Raw genomic sequence first — 22,661 nt, 5'->3', positions numbered from 1 at the left:
CCCCCCTTCCCAGGAAATTTTCGTAGCGGCGAAGATCAGTCGGCAAACCGAACTTCGCCGCTCGACATGCGGATCGCCCACACCGGCTCCAGCACCAGCTTGTCCTGCGCCAAAGTCGTGCGGTAGGCCGGGAACAGCGACTCGACCTGCTGCCCGCCTGCCGCTTCCCGGATCTTGACCAGCAGCTGATCGCCTGAAATCAGGTTGTTCGGCTGCGCCGTCCCGACTTTGTCCCCGAGTACGAACAGGGACCGTTCATAAGAGCTGACAACGCCCTGCCGCACGGCGAGCTGCATATAGCCGAACCTAAACTCGCCTTTGGAGAGGAGCGGCACGTCTCCGTAATATTGCTGGAACCGGATCGACGGGTCCGCGTCGCCGGTCCCGGTCGAGCCCGGCACCTGCGTCAGGCGAAACTTGCCGTTCCAGCCGCCGTGCTGATTGACGAACTGGACGGCCGACGTGATGTTCTCGGCAGGATCGTCCCGCCCCTCGGTACGCGCGACGGGATCCTTGTAGGACAGCCAGCCGCCGCCCTGCTCGACCTTGAGCCCGCGTATATTGTCCGTATAGATCTGCGCGCCGTCCTGGCTGTCCTCCATCATCTTCGTCGTCGTCGGATCGATGAACAGATTGCGCTGCATCTGATCGGCCGTATACTTGGTGAAGCTCACCTCTACTCGACTCAGCGCGAGCGACTGATCCGGCACGTAGACCCCGTTGGCCCAATAACTGAACGGTTTCCAATATTGGCCGAAGCCGACGCTCTGCTCGACGTCCTGCGCGGTGAGGTCCACCTGTGCCGCCTCGTACACCTCGGTGCCATCGGCGTTCAGAAAGAAGCTGCGCACCTCCCCGCTGTCCGGACGCGCGAAGATCCAGATCCGGTCGACCGCGCCCGCGGAGAGGAGCGCCTCGCCGTCGATGCCTTTAAACGCGCGCTGCAGCATCGGAAAAGGGATATCGCGCCCGAAACGGATCTCGATGCCTTCGTCCTGCCGGCGCACCTGCTCCCAGTCGATGGCGCTCCCCTCGGCCCGCTGAAAGCTTTTAAACTCCCGGCTCGACAGCTTGTCCAGCACCATCCCGTAAAAGGTGTCGTGCGGATAAAAAACGGTGTGCTTGTCTTGTCCCATATGAATGACGAGCGACTCCGGGAATAACAGGTTCTCTACCTTTTCCTTGGGTCCGAGCTCTTCGGTCTTGACATAATCCTGCTCGGTCTTCACCTGCGTCTCCAGGTTCGGCATGCTATAGGCCAGAAAGTAGCTCTGCACCAGACTGAGGGCAACGAGCAGCGCGAGCGCGACGGATTTGACTTTATCGATCAAGCGTACTCACTTCCTTCCTGCACCATCGGAAGCGTGATCGTCACGATCGTGCCGATCCCTTGCTCGGAATCGAGGAGGATGTTGCCGCCGTTCGCGCGGACGATTTCCCGGGCAATCGACAGGCCGAGACCGGTACCGCCCATATTGCGCGAGCGCGCCTTGTCCACGCGGTAGAAGCGGTCGAATATATGCGCCAGATCCTTCTTCGGAATCCCGATGCCCGTATCGCGCACGACGATCGAGAGCTGACCCGACTCGGTCGGGCCCGCGGTTAAGCGCACCGATCCGCCGTCTAGCGTATATTTGATCGCGTTGGACACGATGTTGTCGAGCACCTGGTCGATGCCGTCGCGATCGATCCATACTTTGGCCAGATTCGGGTCGACATCGACCTTGACGGTGATTGCCTTCTGCCTTAGCTGCAGCGAAAAGCGGTCGACGACATCCTCCATCATCTCGCCGACGTCGGTCATCTGGCGCCGAAGCTGCGCCTGCTTGGAGTCGAAGCGCGACAGATGGAGCAGGTCGCCCACGAGCCGGATCATACGCTCCGTCTCGCTGCGAATGACGCCGACGAAGCGTTCAGCGAGCGGCGGCTCGGCAAGCGCACCGTCGTCGAGCGCTTCAGTATAACTCTTGATCGTCGTGAGCGGCGTGCGCAGCTCGTGCGAGACGTTCGCGACGAACTCGCGCCGCGAGTTGTCGAGCTTCTCCGCCTCGGTGACGTCGTGCAGGACGGCGATGACGCCGACCACGCCTTTGTCCCTGCGCCGGATCGGCGTGAGCGAGGCGCGGAGAACGAGCTCTTCCTCGCTGATGGCCTGCGTGCGGGAAATGAGGCGCGTCGACTCCTTGCCTTCGAGCGTGCCGGCGATGGCTGCTTTGTCGATGGCGAGGCACTCGGACAGCGTTAATCCTTCGATCGTCTCCTGCCCGAGCATCGCCCGGGCTCGGCGATTAGCGACGATGACCCGCCCGATCTCGTCCGTGGCGAGCACGCCGTCGTTCATGTTCGAGAGGATCGACGAGAGCTTCTCGTTCTCCTCTTCATTGACGGACAAAGCCTCGCTCAGCCGCTCGGTCATCTCGTTAAACGCTGCGCTGAGCTGCCCGATCTCGTCGTTGCCCAGAATCGGTACCCGCTCGTCGAAGCGGCCTTCGGCTACGGCGGTTACCTGCAGCGTGAGCGCCTTGATCGGGGAAGTAATCGTGCCCGACAGCAAAATGCCGAGAACCGCCGTCAATCCGAGCGCGAGCAGCATACCCGAGACGAAGATGCGGTTGATTCGCTCCACTGTGTTGTACAGATCAGACATGGAGGCCACGACGTAGACGGCGCCGATCACCCTATCGCCGCTAAGAATCGGCTTGGCGATGACCTTTTTGCGGATATGATCCTCGTCGATGAGCTCCCCGGTGTTGTCGCTGATGCCCTGCAGCGAGCGGCTGACGAGGAGCGACGTATTCTTGCGTCCGATGTAACTCTGATGGGACTCTAGCGAGGTGGAGAGCACGCGCCCGCTGGCGTCGAGCACCTGCGTCTCCATGCCATTCTGGCTAAAGAGACTGCCCACCAGCTGATTGAGCGACTCGATGGCTTCGTCCGATCGGTTGCCCTCGCTGTCCTGCTTGGCGAATTCGCCCGAACCGAGCATCACGGCGAGCAGCTGCGCCTGCCTATTGATATCTGAAGTGAAGCTGTCGCTGAGAGACTTCTTCAACGTGCTGATAAAGTAAACGCCGATCAGCTGCACCGCGATAAGGATGAGCAGGAGCACCATCATGATCAGCTTCGCCTGAATCGTGCGCAGCGGCGCGAACAGCTTCATCCCCCGTACCCGCCCGCCATCTTCGGACTGCGCATCAGGTAGCCTAGGCCTCTACGGGTCATGATCAGCTCAGGCTTGCTCGGATCGTCCTCGAGCTTCTCTCTGAGCCGCCGGATCGTCACGTCCACCGTCCGCACGTCGCCGAAGTACTCGAAGCCCCACACGGCCTGCAGCAGGTGCTCGCGCGTCATGACCTTGCCGCTGTTGCGCGCCAAATAATGCACGAGCTCGAACTCGCGATGCGTCAGATCCAACGGCTGGCCGTTCTTGTACACGACGTACATATCCGTATCGATAAAAAGATTGAACAGCTTGAGGCCATTCCGCTCCGGCTCGGCCTCTTGCTCCGCGCTTCCGCGGGGCTCGTCCAGCTTGCGCTGGCGGCGCAAATGCGCCTTAACGCGAGCGAGCAGCTCCCGCGTGCCGAACGGCTTGGTCACGTAGTCGTCCGCGCCGAGTTCGAGACCGAGCACCTTGTCCAGCTCGGTATCCTTGGCCGTCAGCATGATGATCGGCGTCGACAGCCGGCTGCGCACCTCGCGGCAGACGTCCATGCCATCCTTGACCGGCAGCATCAGGTCGAGGAGAATCAAGTCCGGATCGTGCTCGAACGCGAGCTGCACGGCTTCCCCGCCGTCAAAGGCGCAGATGACCTCGTAGCCCTCTTTTTCCAGGTTGAACTTCAATATATCGGCGATTGGCCGCTCGTCGTCCACGACCAGAATTTTGCCCGGCATGCGTTGGCCTCCCGTATCTCTGTGCCGCTTCCTCGGATCTCAATCGTCCGGCGGCTATGATTAGCCTTATTTTAACATACCCCAGGTTTCTGCCCAACAGAGAACGCCCTCTGAAAGCGCGTTTCAGAGGGCGTTGGCATGGGTAAATGTTTACAAATAATCCGCGGGATTTTTCAGCTTGCCGTTTAAGTAGACTTCGAAGTGCAAATGTGTGCCGAAGGAATGGCCTGTGTTGCCCATCACGCCGATGGCTTCGCCTTGCTCGACCACTTGACCGGCCTTGACGTTAATCTTGCTCAGGTGGCCGTACAGCGTTTTGTAGCCATTGTTATGATTGATAATGATGGCGTTGCCGTAACCGCTCATGCTGTCGTCCGCGAGCTCGACGACGCCGTTGTCGGCGGCCTTCACGCTGCTGGAGCCGACCATGTCGAAGCCTTTGTGCAGCCTTCCCCAACGCTTGCCGTAGTAGCTCGTGATCCTATGGCCCGATACCGGCCAGATGAACTTGCCCGAGCCTTCGCTCGGCGTCACCTTCGTGCCCTTCAGCATGACGGTCGAGAGGGCGGGCGTCACGACCTTGGTCGATACCTGCTCTTCTTCGATGACGAGCCCGTTGCGCCGAAGCAGCTTGTAGGTGACGATCCGCTTGCCGTCGGACCCGGGTCTGACGATCTTCGATATGCCCGCTTTAAGTTCATCCGTCTTGCGAATCTCGAGCGTCGCTTCGATCGTCTCCGTCTGCGTCACGGTCTCTTCCGATCGGACGTTAAGGAGCGGCTCCTGAACGGTTAGGTTCAGCTGGTCGCCGATCTTGATCTTGTCGTTCTCGATCCAGGGATTATTCTGGTAAATGAGATCTTCGGACACCTGCTGCTCGTCCGCGATGCAGCCAATGCAATCGCCGGCCTTGACCGTGTAGACGCGCTGCACGGTATGTCCCGCGATCAGCCGCTTGACGAGCGCCTCATCGTCTTCGACTTGGCTGGCATCGATCTCGGTCGGCTCCGCGATAGCGACCGTCTCCTCAAAGGTCGCGCTGGCGTCGGCCGCTGGCGCTTCGGCAGCCGATGCTTGTGCGCTGAAGGACAGCGACCGGACCTCCTTGGCGGCCGGCTTCTTCGCATTGTTGGCAGCGTTGGTGTCTGCTGCCGGAGGTGCCGGCGCATAATGCGCCTTGATCTGCTCCAGCACACGCTCGGCCGTCGCCTTGTCCCGGACGACCGCGATCGACTTGCCGTCGACGATCAGCTTGACGCCGGTCGGATGCGTCTTCAGCTTGCCCCCAACCTCGGCTGCGACCGCCGCGTCGTCCAGCTGCTTACCGTAGGCTTCGGCTTCCTTGTAAGCGACCTGCCCATGATCAATTTCATACAAAATATCGCCGCCGGCCTGTGCCAGCTCTTTTGCCTTTACGGCGATGCTGCGTTCGATGACATTTCGGTCGCCGACGTCCCCAATATGCTCGCCGCCGATCCATACTTCCGTATAAGACAACGTATGGGCCTCGATATGCTGCTTGACGAGCACCGTGCCTCCGCCTGCCGCGACGACCGCCGCGCAAACGGCGATCGCGGTCTTGCGTCCCGCCCGGCGCCTGATCCAGGCGGCCGCTCCTTTGACGGCTCCCGCGATCCGCTTGCTTCTGCTGCCGTTATTCATAGATAACTCCTTGATCGCTATGTAAGATAGATTGCCGCTTTACAAAAAGCGACATCTTCAACACTGTAGCATAGCGTCTATCGGGCTATCAATGAAACGGGGCTTAGAATTCTCTCATCTAAAAGGCTACTGCGCCTGCGGCACCTTCAACGCTTCCATCATCGTCGCATACTCTTCGTCGCTTAATATGGGTTTCAGCAGCGCCTCCAGCCGGGGCATTTCCTCGTCGGTCAAGCCATTGCGGATCAAATCCGTCAATTGGGACAGCTGATCGCTGCTCAGCTTGCTGACGACGACGGAGTAAATCTGCTGCTTCTCCTCATCCGTCAGTCCGGAGACGGCCGAGGCGCCTTCGTCGCCATTCCATACAGGCAACGCACCGTCGCCTTGCGAGCCGCCATCACCCGTACCGTCCGTCGCTCCCGCCGCTTGCCCGTTCGTCACCGAGCCGCTGGGCTCCGGTCCCGGCTCCGGCGACGGCACGCTCTCCGTGTTGTCGCCAGGCGTTGGCGTAGCCGCATCGCCCCCGACAGCCGCTCCCGTAACGGGCGAGGCTGTCGCGTCCTCGTCGCGCCGTGCCGTTTCCTCACTGGCTTCGGGCGTCTCTGTCGGCGCCGGCGACGTAACGACCGCCTGCGCGTCGGTCTCTCCGCCGGCTTGCGCCTCCGTTTCCCCCTGCGCCGCACTCTTATCGCCGTCCGCTCCCCACAGTTTGCCCCACACGCCGCTCATCGCGAACGGCTGCTCATCCAGCGTAATGCCATAATCCTTTAACGCTGTTTGCACATAGCTCGTCACGATATAGCCCGTCGTCCATATGCTCAGGAAACTGACGAGCAGCGCCGCCCCGATCAATTGTCCCGCCCAGCCGAACCACTTCCACATGATGCGCCCTCCTACTCTATGAAGTTTCATAGCATCAGTATGGGCAACACGCGGGACAGGCATTCCGTCGGGGACAAATAATAGCGAGGCAACGCGTTTAAACCGTATCCCCTTCGGTCAGGAACTGCCCCCTTGCAGCGTTTGAACGGTATCCCCTTCGGTCAGGAACAGCCCCTTTGCAGCGTTTGAACGGTATCCCCCTCGATCAGGAACAGGGTTTCTCGCACCTTTTAACAGTATCCCCTTCAACCAGGGACCCACCGTCTGTACCACCGAACGTACCTACGCCGATCGCCCGTCATTCAAAAAATCCCCTGCGCCCAGCTACGGAAACCCGTATCCTGACCGAAGGGGATATCGTTCAAAAGCGTAAAATCGAGTATTCGGTGATATAGCGTCCTCCGCGCATCTGCCTAGTATTTGAATCGCATTCGCAGCAGCGCGCGAATGATCCATATGCTCAACACGCAGCCGACGACGAAGCCGATGTCATAGCCGACCCGGTCGCCCGCGCTAAGGCCGACCCATGTCATACCGAGCGTGCCCGCCAACATGGAAACGTAGAGGATGAAGCCCCACCGCAATACCGACTCACCCCTTTTAAACAACATCAGCTTGCCGTTATTCTCCGTCGGATTGCGCTTGTAAGCAAAGAGGCCCCCGGCAAAGCTCGCGATGATGATGACCAGCAACGACTGTGCTTGAGACCATATGATCGCCTCGTACCGCACGGACGTATAACTAAAAAAGTTAAACCATGCCCGCAGAAGATCCCCCCACATGAGCGGCGAATAGGTTTCGGACCCGCCTTGTCGAGACATAAAGATTCCGTGCGCCTGCAACGAAAAGTCGAACAGTTCGATGAATATGCTCGGAAACGCGACCAACGCCCAGGTTAAAATCGTCTGTGATGCGACACTTCCCGTAAACGCTCCGATGAGGAGCGCAAACGAGTAGCCGGCCAACACGACAAGCAACGAATAGCCGAACTGAACGGAAAAGTATTCGAGACGCCAGTAGTGCGAAGCGGGCGAGGCAGCCACGACGATGGCGTCAATCAGCGTATTGAGCAGAAGCGAGCCTCCGAACAATGCAGCGCCGAGGAGCCACTTGGCTAAAAAGATGCGGCCGCGCGCGTACGGGAGAGAGAACAGCAGCTCCTGCGATCCGTTGCGACGCTCCACGCCGAGCTGTACGAGCGCTAGCACGAAGGCGGCCAGCAACAGCCAAAATCGTCCTGCCACTTCGTGAATGCCATAGTTGTAAATATAGCTGTATACACTGTGACCATTCTGCACCGAGACCTTCACCATTCGGGGCGTATCCACGCTCCATGACCAGCGGTTCATGCGCTGCAATCCCAGCGTCAGAAAGTGTACGATCGGCACCGCAAAGATGAATAGCCACGCTTGCGCATATTCTCTGCCGAAGAGCGGCCGCATGCTATGAAGCCAGGCATTCGCTTTAATCCTCATTCGGTTCGCCTCCAAGCTTCCACACGTACAAATCTTCGAGCCGCACGGCCAGTGGCTCAACCAGCAGCGGATTCATCGCCTCCAACTCGGCGACCGCGACACTGCCGGGAGCGCCGTTCAACAGCAGCGTATAGACGCGTCCGATATGGTCGAGCACCCGCACGTCGGGCGATCGCAGCCACGCTTCGGGCGCCTCGCCCTGGAAGACAACCTGCAGCTTCGACACGATGCCGTCGGCGACGCCCTCCGAGGCATGCGTCTCCACGCTGCCCGATCTCATAAGCAGAATCGTATCGGTCATCCGCTCCAGCTCCTCCAGCAGATGTGACGAGACAATAAGCGACATACCGTCCGCCGACGCCTCCATGAGCAGGGTGAGCACCTGTTTTTTTGCAATCGGATCGATGCCGTTGGTCGGCTCGTCCAGCAGCACGAGCTTCGCACGCGTAGACAAGCCCAGCGCGGTGCTGAACATCATCCGCATGCCTTTGGAGAAATGACGAATGTTGCGATCGAGCGGCAGGCCGAACCTTATCATCGTCTCTTTGAAGTACAAGGGGTCGAAGCGGGGATAAATCTGACCGAACATGTATGCGGCCCCCCATCCCGTGTACCCGAACCAAGCCTCCGGCGTATCCGGAATGAACACCAGTTCTCGCTTGACCTCCGGTTCCTGATGGACGGATCGCCCTTCGAACAGCACCTCTCCGCCGTCGGGATCAAGGATGCCCGACATCACCTTGAGAAGCGTCGTTTTGCCCGCCCCGTTCCGACCGATCAAGCCGGCTACCCGGCCTCCCCCGAGCTCAAAGCTGACGTTCGATAGCACCGGCCTGTCGTCAATCTTCTTGCGCAGATGGCATGCTTCCAGCATCCCGATCCCTCCCGTATTCCCTGATTGCTTCCTGCAGCCAGGCCTGCAGCCTCTCGCTTCCGATGCCCAAGTGATGCGCCTCGACCGCGATTCGGCGCAGTTCATTCCTTAGACGCAGCAAGCGCTCCCGCTCCATGCCCGGCTCCTCCGCAGCCTTGGCCACGAATGCGCCCTTGCCCCGCAGCGACACAATAACGCCTTGGCGTTCGAGCTCTTGATACGACTTGGCCACCGTGTTGTGATTGACGAGCAGCGTCGCCGACAGCTCCCGTACCGAAGGGATACGATCGCCTTCCGCCAGGGCGCCTTTTGCGACCAGCGCTTTGATGCGCTCCACGATCTGTTCGTAGATCGGCGTCGGACTTCTCTCATCGATGCGTATCATAGGCCAAGCGGTCAACTCCTTCAGGTGTACCACTTTAACTAGTACACATTATACAGTTACAGGAATTTACATGCACACCTTTTTTCCGCCAATCAAAAAGCTCTCCCGCCGTTCCGCAAGGGTCGGCGAGAGAGCTCTGATAGGAGACGAGTTATGAAGATTGGGGCTGACGATTAAACGTAAATCTCGGCGACCTGGTTCGTCTGCTCGCGGTTGCGGCCGACGGAGAAGATCGCGATCGGGATGCCGGTCAGCTCGGAGACGCGCTGCACGTAGCGGCGGGTATTCTCAGGCAGATCCTCGAGCGTCTTGGCGCCGGTGATATCTTCGCTCCAGCCCGGGAGCTCCTCGTAGACGGCTTCGCACTCGGCGAGCATCTTGAGGTTGGCCGGATAGTGCTCGATGAGCTGGCCGCGGTAGTTGTAGGCGGTGCAGATCTTCACCGTCTCCAGGCCGCTCAGCACGTCGAGCGAGTTCAGCGACAGGCCGGTGATGCCGCTCACGCGGCGGGCGTGACGGACGACGACGCTGTCGAACCAGCCGACGCGGCGCGGGCGACCGGTGACGGTGCCGTATTCGTGGCCCTTGTCGCGGATCCACTGGCCGAGATCGTTATGCAGCTCGGTCGGGAACGGACCGTCTCCGACGCGGGTCGTGTACGCCTTGGCGACGCCGATGACCTGCTGGATCTTGGACGGGCCGACGCCGGAGCCGATGCAGACGCCGCCCGCGGACGGATTAGAGCTCGTCACGAACGGATACGTGCCTTGGTCGATGTCGAGCATGACACCTTGCGCACCTTCGAACAGCACCTTCTGACCGGCATCGATGGCATCGTTCAGGACGACGGACGTGTCGGTCACGAGCGGACGGAGCTCTTCGGCGAGCTTGAGATAATCGGCGATGATCTGCTCGGCGTCGAGCTTGTCGCCGCCGTACATTTGCTCGATGACCTGGTTCTTCTCCTCGACGAGACGACGCGTCTTGAGCGTGAACTCTTCGGCATCCATCAGGTCGGCGATGCGAATGCCGTTGCGCGCAGCCTTGTCCATGTAGCACGGACCGATGCCCTTGCGCGTCGTGCCGATCTTGTTGTCCGCCTTGCGGTCTTCTTCGAGGCCGTCTAGGACGAGATGGTACGGCATGATGACGTGCGCGCGGTCGCTGATGCGCAGGTTGTCCGTGCTGAAGCCGTTGTCGCGGATATATTGGAGCTCCTCCACCAGCGCGGCCGGGTTGATGACCATGCCGTTGCCGATGACGCATACCTTGTTCTCGTTGAAAATGCCCGAAGGAATCATGGTCAGCTTATACTTTTTGTTCTGAATGAGGATCGTATGTCCGGCATTGTTGCCTCCCTGATAGCGGGCGACGACGTCTGCCTTTTCCGCCAGGAAGTCCGTGATCTTGCCTTTGCCTTCGTCTCCCCACTGCGTCCCTACAACAACTACTGTAGACAATGCAATCCCTCCATCCGGCGTATCGGCGCTTGGCCAGCCGGCATGATAAGTGCCGCCCGCACGGATGCGAGGATGCCGGGGGCGCTAAGTTTAAGCGCACGCGACAACGCACCGGGAAGAGACCTCTCCCCCGATGGACGGCAAATGGCCGCTATCGCGGCATTGTCTAGTTTAGCAAGCTAAAGCGTTCAAGTCAAATAAAAAAACCGAACGATCGGGAAAAGGGATTCTCGATCGTTCGGAAATGTTCGGTTAATCGTCATTAGGAAGCGCTGCCGACCATCGCTTCCCCGTGCGCCCGGTCCAGACTGACGAACTTGTTGAAGTTCTTCAGGAAGACGAGCTCTACGGTGCCGACGGGTCCGTTACGCTGCTTGGCGATGATGATCTCGATGATGTTCTTTTTCTCGGTATCGTGGTTGTAATAATCGTCCCGGTACAGGAATGCGACGATGTCGGCGTCCTGCTCGATCGAGCCGGACTCCCGAAGGTCGGACATCATCGGCCGCTTGTCCTGCCGCTGCTCGACGCCCCGCGACAGCTGCGACAGCGCGATGACCGGCACCTCGAGCTCACGCGCGATCTGCTTAAGCGTACGCGAGATCTCGGAGACCTCCTGCTGCCGGTTCTCCCCGGCTTTGCCGCGGCCCTGGATCAGCTGAAGGTAGTCGATCAGGATCATGCCGAGCCCCTTCTCCTTCTTGAGACGGCGGCACTTCGCCCGCAGCTCTGCTACGGTAATGCCCGGCGTATCATCGATATACACTTGCGCCTCGGACAGCGAGCCGATCGCCATCGAGAGCTTTTCCCAGTCGTCGCCTTCAAGGAAGCCGGTCCGCATACGGCCCGCGTCCACATTGGACTCCGCGCAGATCATCCGCTGGACGAGCTGCGCGGCCGACATCTCGAGACTGAAGATCGCGACCGTCTCCTGCGCACGCACCGCCACGTTCTGGGCGATATTGAGCGCGAAGGCGGTCTTCCCGACCGAAGGACGGGCGGCCACGATGATCAGGTCGTTGCGCTGGAAGCCCGACGTCATCTTGTCCAGGTCGATGAAGCCGCTCGGGATGCCGGTCGTGCCGCCCTTGTGATTGAAGAGGAACTCGACCCGCTCGAACACGTCCATGAGCACGTCGCGGATGCTGATGAAGCCGTGCGCCGCGCGGCGGTTGGACAGCTCCATGATACGCGCCTCGGCGTCGTTAAGCAGCGCGCCGACGTCGTCCTCGGAGGCATAGCCGCTGGAGACGATCTGCGTCGCCGTGCGGATGAGCCGGCGCAGCATCGCCTTCTCTTCGACGATCTGCGCGTAGTAGTCGACGTTCGCGGCCGTCGGCACGGCGCTCGCCAGCTTGGCGAGGTACGAGACGCTGCCGACTTCTTCCAGCTGGCCGCGGTCGCGCAGCGTCGCCGTAATGGTGATGAGGTCCATCGGCTGATTGTCTTCGTTCAGGTCGACCATCGCCTCGAAGATGCGTTGATGGGCGACGCTGTAGAAGTCTTCGGTGTTCAGCCGCTCCATCGCCGTGATGAGCGCTTCGGATTCGAGCAGGATCGCGCCGAGTACCGCCTGCTCCGCTTCGAGGTTCTGAGGCGGTACGCGATCGAACGTCAATTGATCGCCGCGTTCGCTCATGCCGTCACTCCTCCGTGACCTGCACGTTCAGCGTACCCTTGACGTCCGGGTACAGCTTGAGCGGCACCTGGGTGACGCCGAGCGTGCGGATCGGTTCGTCGAGCTCGATCTTGCGCTTGTCGACCGTGATCTTCTGCTTCTCGAGCGCTTCGGCGATCTGCTTGCTCGTGATGGCGCCGAACAGGCGGCCGCCTTCGCCGGCCTTCGCCTTGATGACGACGGTCATCTCGCCGAGCTTGGCCGCAAGCGCCTTGGCGTCTTCTTTCTCCTGTGCCTTTTTCTTGTCGACGGACGCTTGGATCTGATCGAGCGTCTTCTTGGCGCCGTCAGTCGCGATTTGCACATAACCCTTGGGCAGCAGGAAGTTGCGCGCGTAGCCTTCCGATACTTCCTTCACCTGGCCCTTCTTGCCTTGACCCTTGACGTCCTGCAGGAAAATTACTTTCATTCGAAAAGACCCTCTTCCCCGTTAATATCGTTGAGCACTTTCATAAGCTTCGCCGCGACTTCCTGGACGGTGCCTTGCGCCTGGCAAGCCGCGTTCGTCAGGTGGCCGCCGCCGCCGAGACGCTCCATGACGACCTGCACGTTCATCTGGCCAAGCGACCGGGCGCTGACGCCGACCGTGCCGTCCGGACGCTGCGCGATGACGAACGACGCCTTGATGCCCGTCATATTGAGCAGCGTATCCGCCGACTGTGCAATGAGCAGCTGCGGCACGGGCTTTGCGGGATCGGCGACCGCGATCGCGATATAGTCGAAGTACGTCTCGGCGTTGCGGATGATCTCCGCTTTTTTGATGTACTCCTCCAAGTCTTCCTTGAGCATCTTCTGTATGAGTGCAGGGTCGGCGCCGTTGCGCCGGAGGAACGATGCCGCCTCGAACGTCCGGGAGCCGGTGCGCATCGCGAAGCTCTTGGTATCGACCGTGATGCCGGCGAGCAGCGCCGTCGCTTCGCGCACGTCGAGCACGACCCGCTCGTGAATGTATTGGAGCAGCTCGGTGACCAGCTCGCAGGTCGAGGAGGCGTACGGCTCCATGTAGACGAGCACGGCATCCTCGATGAACTCCTCGCTGCGCCGGTGGTGGTCGACGATGACGATCCGGTCCGTCTGCTGGAGCAGCTTGGGCTCGGCGACCATCGACGCCCGGTGGGTGTCGACGACGACCGCCAGCGAGCGCTTGCCGGTGAGCTGCGACGCTTGCTCGGGCGTGATGAAGCGGCGGATCAGCTTTTCGTCTTCCTTGAGCATATGCATCATCCGCTGGATCGCGGGGTTCACGCCTTCAAGCACGATGAAGGCTTCCTTACCGACGTGCTGCGCCGCCTTGAGCACCCCGATGGCCGCGCCGATCGAGTCCATATCGGGCATCCGGTGGCCCATGATGATGATATGGTCGCTCTCCTTCATCAGATCGCGCAACGCGTGCGAGATGACGCGCGCGCGCACGCGGGTGCGCTTCTCCACGGCGTTGCTCTTGCCGCCGTAGAAGCTCTGCCGCTGGCCGAACTTGACCACCGCCTGGTCGCCGCCGCGGCCGAGCGCAATATCAAGGCTGCCCTGCGCCAGCTGGCCGAGCTCCGCGATATTGTCCGCGCCCGAAGCGAAGCCGATCGACAGCGTCATCGGCAGCTTCAAGTTCATCGTGATCTCGCGCACCTCGTCGAGGAGCTCGAACCTCGATTGCTCCAGCTGCTTGAGCGCCGCCTGATTCGCGATGACCATATACTTGTCTGACGACAGCCGCCGCAGGAACAAGCCGTACTTCTGCGCCCATTCGTTGATCTCGCCCGTCACCTTGGACAGCATGAGCGCCCGCTGCTGTTCGTCCATCCCCTGCGCGACTTCTTCGAGATTGTCCATCATCACGATGCCGATGGCGAGCTTCTCGTCCTCGTATCGCTTCGACAGCGTCCAGTGATCGGTCACGTCCGTGACGAACAGCATGCGCTCCGTCGGGCGGAACAGCAGCTCATACACGCGGCCGTTCAGCGTCGTCTCCCACCGGCCCAGCGTCTTGTCCTTCTCCTTGGCTTGCTGGATGCCGGGGAACAGCTCGGACAGCGGCGCGCCGACGGCGGACGTCCGCTCCACGATGCCGGATATGAAGCCGTTGTGCCATTCGACCTCGCGGTCTTCGTTATAAAGAATGATGCCGAAGGGCAGCCCGCCGACGACCTCCGTGCCGACGCCCCGGATGCGGGAGGACAGCGTCAGCACGTAGTCGTTCCATTCCTTGCGAAAGGCCCGCTCCGCAACCAGCGAGAAGACGCCGACGGCGCCCCCCGCCACCAGCGCAACGATCCCGAGCGGCCAGTAGAACCAGGTCAGCGCTGCCGTGAGCAAGAAGATGAGAGCGAGCGCCCAGACATTGTGCATGCCGTGCCACCGCTGAACGAGAAATTTGGGCATTGTGGCTTCGCTCCCCTACTTCTTGTCGAAATATCGGCGCAGCGGAAACGCCGTATCCAGCAGACCGATCAAATACAACGGTTGAATGAGAAACAACGGAATTGCGATCAGAACGGGAACGACGTTCGACCACTTCTTCTGATGCGCCAGGTAAAAGAAAAACGCCAGCGCCTGAATGCGGAACAGAAAGTCCAGCACGGGCACCGCATTGTCCGACGCCACCGCCCAGAAGTTGGCACTGTTCGCGGGCATGGAGAACTGAATAATCCAGACGATCACGTACAGCAGCACCGTGCTCTTGGGCAGCATCCAGCCGCGCATCGGCGTCAGCGCCGGTACGACGATGCCGGACCAGGCAAGCACCTTGCGGGAGATGCCGTGCGTAATGATCGCCAGCAAAAACGAGCAGAGCATGAGCAGCATCGGCAGCAGGCGCACGACGGCCTCGCCGAATGCCTGCGCGGTGCCCGTCCAGTCCCCCGTCAGCATGTCGCTGGCCTGGAGCTCCTGGATGCGCTCATCCAGGAAGGACGCGAGCTGCGCGGTGAAGTCGATGTCGTACTGGATCGAGAACAGCGTCAGCTCCGTCACCAGCTGCGCGAGCAGGATGATGAAGCCAACCGTGACGACAGTCTTGGCAGCCACCCGCTTTTTGTATAAATGCCCCATGACGATCGAAGGCACGAGAAAGAAAAATCCGAACGTAAGCGCCAGCGCCCCCGAACTGCCCATGATAAGGAAGGCCAGCACGGCGATGCAAGCGATATGGACGGCAAACGAAACGGGCCGCAGCATCGTGTAGAGCACGACCATCGGCGTCATCAACAGAAATATCGTAATACCGCTCAACGGGGTAGCGACGCTAAGCAGCATCAGCAGCGCCACGGCACTCCAGGCCAGCGACTTCAAGGCCGTGTTCAACGAGTTTTCACCTCTTGCGAATGTGTTCTTCCAGCGCCGAGAGGTCGCGGTACTGATCCTCCAGCTGATGTCCCTCCTGCTTCAGGCGGCTAAGCTTGTCTTCGACCGCCTTGTCGAGATCGCGGTAGGAGACGCCCAGTCGGCGGCCAAGGATGTAAGCGCTCGCGATGAGCCCGGACAGGCTGTCGGTGATACGCGCAGTGCTGCCTTCCCACATGGCCTTGAACAGGCGGGACACCTGGTCCAGTACCTCGCTCTTAAGCCACTCGATAGACCGGGCTCGCCCGGCGACATCCAGATTCTGATCGACAGAAGACAAATCATGTCCCTCCTCCGAAAAAATCCCTGTCTGACGGCTGCCGCATGCGGAATATCGCTATTGCGCTAAAGCTGTATCCATCATTATAGCACATAAACTCGCCGCTCCAACAATGGCATTTGCTAGTCCATCGCTTCGCGCCGGCGGCTCCCGACCCCAGTTAATCCCTTCGTTGCCCTCACCCTACACCTTTGCGAAAATCGAAAAGCCGCACCGGTTCGATCTCCGATGCAGCTTTATAGATTGCGGTTGCCCGAAGCAAATCAGGGCGTGCCTGCGAAGCGCCCCGCTATCCAGCGCTGACCGCGGTCCACACATCCGGCCCGCTCGCGCGAACATCCATGCCGAGCCGCTTCAGCACCGCCAGCGGCACGAAATCCCGCCGGCCGATCGACAGCAGCTCGGCCTCTCCGCCCGGCCATGCGAGCCGGTGCCCGCGCTCCAGCATCAATTCGCCCGGTCCCGGCGCCTCGCCGGTCGCTCCCTCCGGTTCTGCGCCGCGCGAGCTCGCGGCCAGGTCCGCCACGGCAGGCCCTTCGCCAAGCCCGTGCCCCGCGACCGCCTGCGCCACGAACGTATGCGATCGCGCGTCCCAGCTCAGCGCGTAGCCCAGCGCCTCCAGTGCGCGCACGTCCGCGTACGCTTCGCCGCGATAGGATAGCGCCGGCACCGAGGAGGTACGTGTCGACGACGCTGCCAGCTCGAGCACGCCCGCTCCCCTTGCCGGCACGCGGACGAACGCGCTGCGGATCGGCTCGCCGGCGCGCACGTTCTTGTGCAGCCCTTGGCCGTCCAGCGCGATCCGGCCGCCGATCAGCACGTAGCGGATGCCCGCCGAGGGCAGCTCCGGCCGCTCGACCGTGGACCGGTCCCCGATCTTCGCGTAGTCGAAAATGACGATGTCCGCATCCATGCCGCGCGCGATGCGCCCCTTTTTCCGCAGCGCCGGCGCTTGCCGCTCCAGGCGCTTGGCGGGCATCAGCGACATTTTCGCCACGGCGTCCATGAGCGAGAGCGCGCGATGCTCGCGCACGTACAAGCCGACGGTGCGGGCGAATGTGCCCGACGCGCGGGGATGATTGTTGTTGCCCGGCTCCAGGATGGCATCGCTGCCGATCATGACGAAGGGCGCGGCCAGCGAGTCCTCGATATCCTGCTCGGGGATGGCGTAGGCGACCGCGAGCTTTCCTTCCTTTTTGAACGTGCCGAACGTCGTCTCCGTCAGCCGCTCCGATGTGCCCGCGATCTGCAGGTCCTTGTAGGTAATTCTGAAGCGTTCCTGCCAGCCCTTGTCGAACCGCGCCGAATTGAGATACGTTCCCCAATAGTCGTAGGGATACGTGCAAGCGGTGATGTCGAGCCCCTCCGCGCGCGCCTTCGCGAGCATGTCCAGCGATTGCTTCATGGAGAAGGTACCGCCCGTGCTGTTGATATGGTCGACGTGGACGGAGGCGCCTGTCTCCCGCGCATAGCCGATGATCTCGTTCATCGCGTCGATGTTGGTACCCGGCTCGGTCATGTCGGAGTATCTGGCGTGAAAATAGACCGGCACGTTGTACTTGTAAGCGAGCCGCATAAGCGGCAGCACTTCGTCGGCGCCGATGCCCGGCACGTACTCGAGGCTGAACGAGATGCCGAGTACGCCGTCCTGCAGCGCCTGCTCCGCCTCGGCCGCAAGGCGCCGGGTCTGCGCGGCGGTCGCCGGCGTGTAGAGGCCGATGCCCTGCTTGTTGCGCGCCTTCGTATAGAAGAAGGAGGCGCCGTAGTGGAGCGGCGTCTCCGCGCGCTCGTAATACGGGTACCACTTGCGAGGCGCGTCCGTGCCGCCGTGCATGGCGATGTTGGCCGTGACGCCGTCGGCGATCTTGTTCCAGACGCCGAGCGGGTTCGGGTCATAGGACAGATTGTCGATAAAGCCCGGCGCGACGACGAGCCCGCTCGCGTCGATCGTGCGCCGCCCTTTGACCGGACGCGCCGTCACAAGCGCGATGCGGCCGTCTTGGACGGCGACGTTGACGCCCTTGCGATCAAGGCCCGTCTCCGGGTTGATCACCCGGCCGCCCGCGATGACGATGTCATAGACGCGAGCCAGCTCCGCCTCGGATGGCTCGTCTAACGCCGATGCGGGCATCGCCCTGGCGGCCAAAGTCGTCCCTGCGCTCCCTGCCGCCGGCGCTGCTTTTTCCGGACGACTCAAAGAAGCGGCGTCCCGTGCCGGATACCCGAACGGACTGCCGCTTCCTCTCACAGCCACGGCAGCGATCGCGGCTGCCGCGAGGACCGCGATCGGATAGCCGATCGCTTTCCATCGTTTCTTTTTATTCATGCGGGATGCCTCCAAGATAGCTTCGAACGGCGCTCGCCCCGGCGGTGCCATCCTTTACCATCTTTAAGCTTCCCGTTTTACCTTCTTATCATCCGTGCCGTGTCCGATCAACGAACCGGCGCAATAGTCGATGATATCGCTGCGACGAACGATGCCAATGAACGCGCTGGTGTCGTCCACGACCGGTACGAAGTTCTGGCCTTTGGCAAGCGAGATGAGATCCTCCATATTGGCATCGATCCGGACCGGCTTGTTCGTCGTACGCAGAGGCACTTCAGATAATGGAATGCGAGCTGTTTGCTCGAATGATAGCCCTTCGCGATTTTTGAGATACCACAACAAATCGCCTTCCGTAACGGTCCCGACGTACTTCCCGTCCTCGCCGAGCACGGGTACGGCCGTATACCGATGGCGCTCCATCCGCTCGAGCGTCTGACGCAGCGTGGCGTTCGAAGGCAGGCATACGACCTCCTGCTTCGGCAGGAGGAAAAACGCGATATTCATTTGTTCCTCTCCTCTAGCGCGTTGCGATTCGAATCCACCCCATTATACCATGCCTTTAGAAGTGTCTCCAAGGACGCAGCCGCCAGCGGCGCCGGATCGATCCGCCGGCATCGGATATTCTACGAACTGCTCCCGCTCGCTTTGCATGATGGATTAACGATCCCCTGGTCGCCGGCTTCGCTTCGCACAGGCCTCGCATAGAAAATGCGAATTTGATCGGCCATCGATGCGAAGCATTCGACGATCGGCAAGCTGAACTGGGCCCCTGTATGGGCGAACAGCTCGGCGATGGCCTCCTCGATCGGCTTCCCTTTGCGATAGGGACGGTCGACGACCATGCTGTCGAACGCATCCAGCACGCTGCACACCCTCGCGCCGTAGGGGATATCATCTCCTTTTAACATCGATGGATAGCCTGTCCCGTCCCCTCTCTCGTGGTGATGACGGATGACGTTCATCGTGGTCAGACCGATATTCTCATTCCGCAGCAGGTATGCTCCCAACTGAGGATGCTCCTTGATCAGCCCCCACTCCTTGTTCGTGAGCGGCTTGATAGAATCCAGAATTTCGTTGGGAATGACCAATTTGCCGATATCGTGCAGCAGGCATCCGCTCACGATTTCCTGCCTTTCCGCCTCATTGATAGGCAGCTTCAAAGTTAATTTTTCCGCCAGCCATGCCACCCTTAGACTGTGTCTATACGTATCGATGTGCTTGTCCCGCAACGTTTCCAGCCAATTCATCGTCATGCCGGGCTCTGGCACCAGCTTGTTCAGCATAGGGATGCTATTGCGCATGTGGCCTCCAAATTTAAATTTTTTGGGCAAATATGCCGTTGAAATAAAAAAGAATAATCGTTACCGCGATTCTCCTTCCGTTTTGTTTATTCGAACGATACAAATGTCGGACAATTATAGTTGTACGACCCAGGAAAGGCAGGCTAAGTTCAGTGGAATACCCTTCAGCGACCTTGATCGAAGAAGAATCGGCGGGCATGAACACGATGGATGACGACACTGTTGTCGATATTTTCTTGTCTCTATTCGAAAAATCGGTCCACACGCAGCGGAATTATCGCAGAGCGATTCAACAATTCCGGGAATTTTTAGGCGAAACTTCGTTGTCCAAGGTTACTTGGAGGGAAATTGAAATGTTTAAACTGGGCCTGACCCGGGGAACGTTGAATCGAACGAAAAAACCGTTATCGGCGGCCAGCGTCGCCGCGTTGATCGCGCCCTTAAAGTCACTCTACAAGTGGGGCAGCGATCCCAATATCGGCGTGTTTCTAAAAAATCCGACCTCGTCTGTGAAGCTTCCGTCCGTTAAGGTAACGAGCGCCCGTCATTTTCTAACGCTTGAAGAGCTTCAAATGCTGCTGCATGCGCTCCGTGCCCAGAGTATCCGCAATTACTTGATCGGTCTCTGCCTGGCTACGCTTGGGCTGCGGGTTTCCGAGCTGGCGGCCATTCGCCATTCTCACTTTCACTTCAATCCGTCCGAGACGACGGTCTGGCTTAACATTATCGCGGGAAAGGGCGGCAAGAACAGAGAAATCAAGGTGCCGAGCCAATTGTGGAAGCATCTGTCCGATTATATGAGAGCCGGGCCGAAAGGGATGCGGACGGATGGGATTTCTTCGCGGCTTTTCGATGTCTCCCCGCGGCATATTGAACGTATTATCAAGGAAGCCTCGAAGGTGCTGCACGGCAAAACGCCTACGCCGCACTGGCTCAGGCATACGAGCGCGACACTCGCCTTGCTTGGCGGCGCCTCTCTTCAGCAAGTTCAAGAGACGCTGGGTCATACGCATATTAATACGACCCAGCGCTATCTCCATACGGTCGAGCAAATGAAAAAGTCAGCGACCGACTTTGTGGAAGAGAGCATCGCGGGAGTGGCAAGCGGAGAAAATTAGCCTTTTTAGAGGTTTGTTTTAATTCTTATTGTCGGATTATGTCTATTGTCCTATAATGTATTGTAGGATTTTGTTGTTTTTGGCATAAATTTAGGCCCTATGTCGTACAACTATAATTGTCCGACCATCGATTTACATATGCAGTATACGTCAATACTCCCTTACCCATACAGCGGATTTTACATTCAAAAACAAACAAATCCCCGATTCTGCCGCATCTGCGGAGGTCGGGGATTTTTATCGTAATCTATAGCAAACAAATTAAAAGGCTATGCCCTCGTAGAGGACATAGCCCTGGCTGTCGTCAAGCGCAGCCTGTACGGTCACCCGACTCAGTCGGTGGTGTAAGGCAGCAGCGCCATTTGGCGGGAGCGCTTGATCGCGACCGTCAGCATGCGTTGGTACTTGGCCTTCGTGCCCGTCACACGGCGAGGCAGAATCTTGCCGCGCTCGGAGATGAACTTGCGAAGCAGGTCCAGGTCCTTGTAGTCGACGTGCGTGATCTTGTTCACCGTGAAGTAGCAAACTTTGCGGCGCTTGTTGCGTCCGCGACGGAACTTGCGGGGCTCGCGTTGTTCGCGGTCGCCGCCTCCGCCCGGACCGCGGTTCTCGCGGGGCGTATACGTGCGCTCTTCACGAGCGGCTGGTGCTTGTTGTTCGCTCATTTATAGTACCGTCCTTCCCTGTCTTAGAATGGCAAATCATCGTCCGATATGTCGATCGGCTTGCCGTCGTCCGCGAATGGATCCGATTGATTGTTGCCGCCTCTGGAGCCGGAGCTGCGGCCGCCGCCGGAGTTGCCTCCGCCGTAATTGCCGCCACCGCCGTATCCTCCGCCGCTATTGCCGCCGCCACCGTTACCGCCTCCGCCGTACTCGTCCCGTCCTTGCGATCCGCCTTCGCGGTTCGGCGATTCGAGGAAGCGTACGTTGTCTGCGATGACTTCGGTGACATAGACGCGGCGACCTTCGTTATTCTCGTAGTTGCGCACTTGAATGCGCCCCTCGACGGCGGCCAGACGGCCTTTCCGAAGGTAGTTCGCGCACGTCTCCGCCAGTTGGCGCCAAGTGACGACAGGAATGAAGTCCGCCTCGCGTTCGCGTTCGCCCCCGCCGGAATCGCGGGAGAACGGGCGGTCTACAGCCAGCGTAAATTGGGCTACGGCCACGCCTGCAGGCGTATAGCGAAGCTCGGGATCTTTGGTTAAGCGTCCGATCAGAATAACACGGTTCAACATCTTCGGTCCCCTCCTGCGAGTGACGACTTGAACGGCGTTAACCGCCGGGTATTGCGCATTGTGCTGACTTAAGCGACTGCCTTAAGCGACATCGCGTACGACGATGTGACGAATGACTTCGTCGGTGATCTTGAGTACGCGTTCCAGTTCGGTGACCACAGCCGGCTCGGCCGTGAAGTGAACCAGCACATACGTCCCGTCGCGGTGCTTGTTGATCTCGTAAGCGAGGCGCTTCTTGCCCTGCACCTCATGCTTCGTGAGCTCGCCGCCGTTCGCGATGGTGCCCTGGAATTTCTCCGTGACAGCTTGAACGGACTCTTGGTCCACGTCCGGACGAATGATGTACAACAACTCGTAGTTGCGCATCTTCGTTACCTCCTTTTGGTCTTTGGCCCCCCGATTCGATACCGCAGAACCTGTCCGCGGCCGAGGAGCAAGGAGTATGCCTTTTTACCGCATACCTGAATAATTTATCACATTCGCCCGCATACCGCAAGGTTTTTCCCGCAACACTAAGGCCTGGAGGTGATCATCATGGGCGAACAGACACAGTTCGAACCGGGCGACCGCGCGCCGAACGGCGGTCATTACATGGAAGTCGGCGAGGACGCTTTTCACATGAACATCGAGGATCCCAAGCATGTGACGCTGGAGAAGGGCGAGCGTTTCCCCGAGACGACCAACCACAATCGCAAATGGAAAAGAGTCAAACAATTTTAAAGACCGCGTATAACGCTGCCCGATGCC

22 protein-coding genes are annotated in these 22,661 nt (G+C 59.8%); 2 read left to right on the top strand and 20 right to left on the bottom strand.

Annotated elements, in window-relative coordinates; translation table 11 throughout:
* Positions 1–35: 35 nt before the first annotated feature.
* From KVT38_RS25295 to KVT38_RS25215, 17 genes are all read right to left on the bottom strand, one after another.
* A complete protein-coding gene (locus tag KVT38_RS25295) occupies positions 36–1,331 on the bottom strand; it encodes a YycH family regulatory protein (RefSeq protein WP_217596525.1) in 1,296 nt (431 codons plus the stop codon).
* Positions 1,328–3,160 (bottom strand): ATP-binding protein, encoded by a 1,833-nt coding sequence (locus tag KVT38_RS25290; RefSeq protein ID WP_217596524.1) that lies wholly within the window; start codon positions 3,158–3,160, stop codon positions 1,328–1,330. Before KVT38_RS25290 ends, KVT38_RS25295 begins: the two co-directional genes overlap by 4 nt.
* Positions 3,157–3,897: a response regulator YycF gene (gene yycF, locus KVT38_RS25285; protein WP_217596523.1), complete on the bottom strand. Its 741-nt coding sequence runs from the start codon at positions 3,895–3,897 to the stop codon at positions 3,157–3,159. Before yycF ends, KVT38_RS25290 begins: the two co-directional genes overlap by 4 nt.
* A 150-nt stretch (positions 3,898–4,047) precedes the next feature.
* On the bottom strand, positions 4,048–5,559 hold the full coding sequence (locus KVT38_RS25280; protein WP_217596522.1) for a M23 family metallopeptidase: 1,512 nt from the start codon (positions 5,557–5,559) through the stop codon (positions 4,048–4,050).
* 126 nt (positions 5,560–5,685) lie between these two features.
* Positions 5,686–6,444 (bottom strand): hypothetical protein, encoded by a 759-nt coding sequence (locus KVT38_RS25275; protein ID WP_217596521.1) that lies wholly within the window; start codon positions 6,442–6,444, stop codon positions 5,686–5,688.
* Positions 6,445–6,857: 413 nt separating this feature from the next.
* Positions 6,858–7,919, bottom strand: a complete 1,062-nt coding sequence (locus tag KVT38_RS25270; RefSeq protein WP_217596520.1) for an ABC transporter permease subunit — start codon at positions 7,917–7,919, stop codon at positions 6,858–6,860.
* Positions 7,909–8,793 (bottom strand): ABC transporter ATP-binding protein, encoded by an 885-nt coding sequence (locus KVT38_RS25265; protein ID WP_217596519.1) that lies wholly within the window; start codon positions 8,791–8,793, stop codon positions 7,909–7,911. Before KVT38_RS25265 ends, KVT38_RS25270 begins: the two co-directional genes overlap by 11 nt.
* Complete coding sequence (locus KVT38_RS25260; protein WP_217596518.1) at positions 8,759–9,178, bottom strand: GntR family transcriptional regulator; 420 nt, start codon at positions 9,176–9,178, stop codon at positions 8,759–8,761. The genes KVT38_RS25265 and KVT38_RS25260 overlap by 35 nt, the downstream gene beginning before the upstream one ends.
* 173 nt (positions 9,179–9,351) lie before the next feature.
* Entirely contained in the window at positions 9,352–10,638 is a 1,287-nt protein-coding gene (locus KVT38_RS25255; protein WP_217596517.1) for an adenylosuccinate synthase, read from the bottom strand.
* A 262-nt stretch (positions 10,639–10,900) separates the two neighbouring features.
* Positions 10,901–12,277, bottom strand: coding sequence for a replicative DNA helicase (gene dnaB, locus KVT38_RS25250; RefSeq protein ID WP_090116839.1), 1,377 nt, complete (start codon positions 12,275–12,277; stop codon positions 10,901–10,903).
* 4 nt (positions 12,278–12,281) lie between these two features.
* Positions 12,282–12,725: a 50S ribosomal protein L9 gene (gene rplI, locus KVT38_RS25245; protein WP_217596516.1), complete on the bottom strand. Its 444-nt coding sequence runs from the start codon at positions 12,723–12,725 to the stop codon at positions 12,282–12,284.
* The gene (locus KVT38_RS25240) at positions 12,722–14,692 is read right to left on the bottom strand and encodes a DHH family phosphoesterase (RefSeq protein ID WP_217596515.1); all 1,971 of its coding nucleotides are present in this window, start codon (positions 14,690–14,692) and stop codon (positions 12,722–12,724) included. Before KVT38_RS25240 ends, rplI begins: the two co-directional genes overlap by 4 nt.
* A gap of 15 nt (positions 14,693–14,707) precedes the next feature.
* Positions 14,708–15,613, bottom strand: a complete 906-nt coding sequence (locus KVT38_RS25235; RefSeq protein ID WP_217596514.1) for a DUF2232 domain-containing protein — start codon at positions 15,611–15,613, stop codon at positions 14,708–14,710.
* A gap of 7 nt (positions 15,614–15,620) precedes the next feature.
* Positions 15,621–15,932, bottom strand: a complete 312-nt coding sequence (locus KVT38_RS25230) for a MazG-like family protein (protein WP_217596513.1) — start codon at positions 15,930–15,932, stop codon at positions 15,621–15,623.
* A 289-nt stretch (positions 15,933–16,221) separates the two neighbouring features.
* On the bottom strand, positions 16,222–18,258 hold the full coding sequence (locus KVT38_RS25225) for an amidohydrolase family protein (RefSeq protein ID WP_254639536.1): 2,037 nt from the start codon (positions 18,256–18,258) through the stop codon (positions 16,222–16,224).
* 63 nt (positions 18,259–18,321) lie between these two features.
* Complete coding sequence (locus KVT38_RS25220; RefSeq protein ID WP_217596511.1) at positions 18,322–18,762, bottom strand: CBS domain-containing protein; 441 nt, start codon at positions 18,760–18,762, stop codon at positions 18,322–18,324.
* A gap of 119 nt (positions 18,763–18,881) precedes the next feature.
* Positions 18,882–19,559, bottom strand: coding sequence for an HD-GYP domain-containing protein (locus KVT38_RS25215; RefSeq protein ID WP_217596510.1), 678 nt, complete (start codon positions 19,557–19,559; stop codon positions 18,882–18,884).
* 197 nt (positions 19,560–19,756) lie between these two features.
* Here KVT38_RS25215 and KVT38_RS25210 point away from each other — a divergent pair, with 197 nt between their 5' ends.
* Entirely contained in the window at positions 19,757–20,677 is a 921-nt protein-coding gene (locus tag KVT38_RS25210; protein WP_217596541.1) for a tyrosine-type recombinase/integrase, read from the top strand.
* A 332-nt stretch (positions 20,678–21,009) separates the two neighbouring features.
* On the opposite strand, the gene rpsR is transcribed toward KVT38_RS25210, so the two are convergent.
* The 3 genes from rpsR to rpsF form a co-directional block, all read right to left on the bottom strand.
* Complete coding sequence (rpsR, locus tag KVT38_RS25205) at positions 21,010–21,342, bottom strand: 30S ribosomal protein S18 (protein WP_217596509.1); 333 nt, start codon at positions 21,340–21,342, stop codon at positions 21,010–21,012.
* A gap of 23 nt (positions 21,343–21,365) precedes the next feature.
* Entirely contained in the window at positions 21,366–21,914 is a 549-nt protein-coding gene (ssb, locus tag KVT38_RS25200) for a single-stranded DNA-binding protein (RefSeq protein ID WP_217596508.1), read from the bottom strand.
* Between the two features lie 81 nt (positions 21,915–21,995).
* Positions 21,996–22,280, bottom strand: coding sequence for a 30S ribosomal protein S6 (gene rpsF, locus KVT38_RS25195; RefSeq protein WP_217596507.1), 285 nt, complete (start codon positions 22,278–22,280; stop codon positions 21,996–21,998).
* Positions 22,281–22,448: 168 nt separating this feature from the next.
* On the opposite strand from rpsF, the gene KVT38_RS25190 reads away from it, so the two are divergent.
* Positions 22,449–22,634: a YjzC family protein gene (locus KVT38_RS25190; RefSeq protein ID WP_217596506.1), complete on the top strand. Its 186-nt coding sequence runs from the start codon at positions 22,449–22,451 to the stop codon at positions 22,632–22,634.
* Positions 22,635–22,661 lie beyond the last annotated feature (27 nt).

The sequence above is a fragment of the Cohnella sp. GbtcB17 genome, assembly GCF_019091135.1.
Classification (GTDB): Bacteria; Bacillota; Bacilli; order Paenibacillales; family Paenibacillaceae; genus Cohnella.
This window is presented reverse-complemented; position numbering and strand designations above follow the sequence as displayed.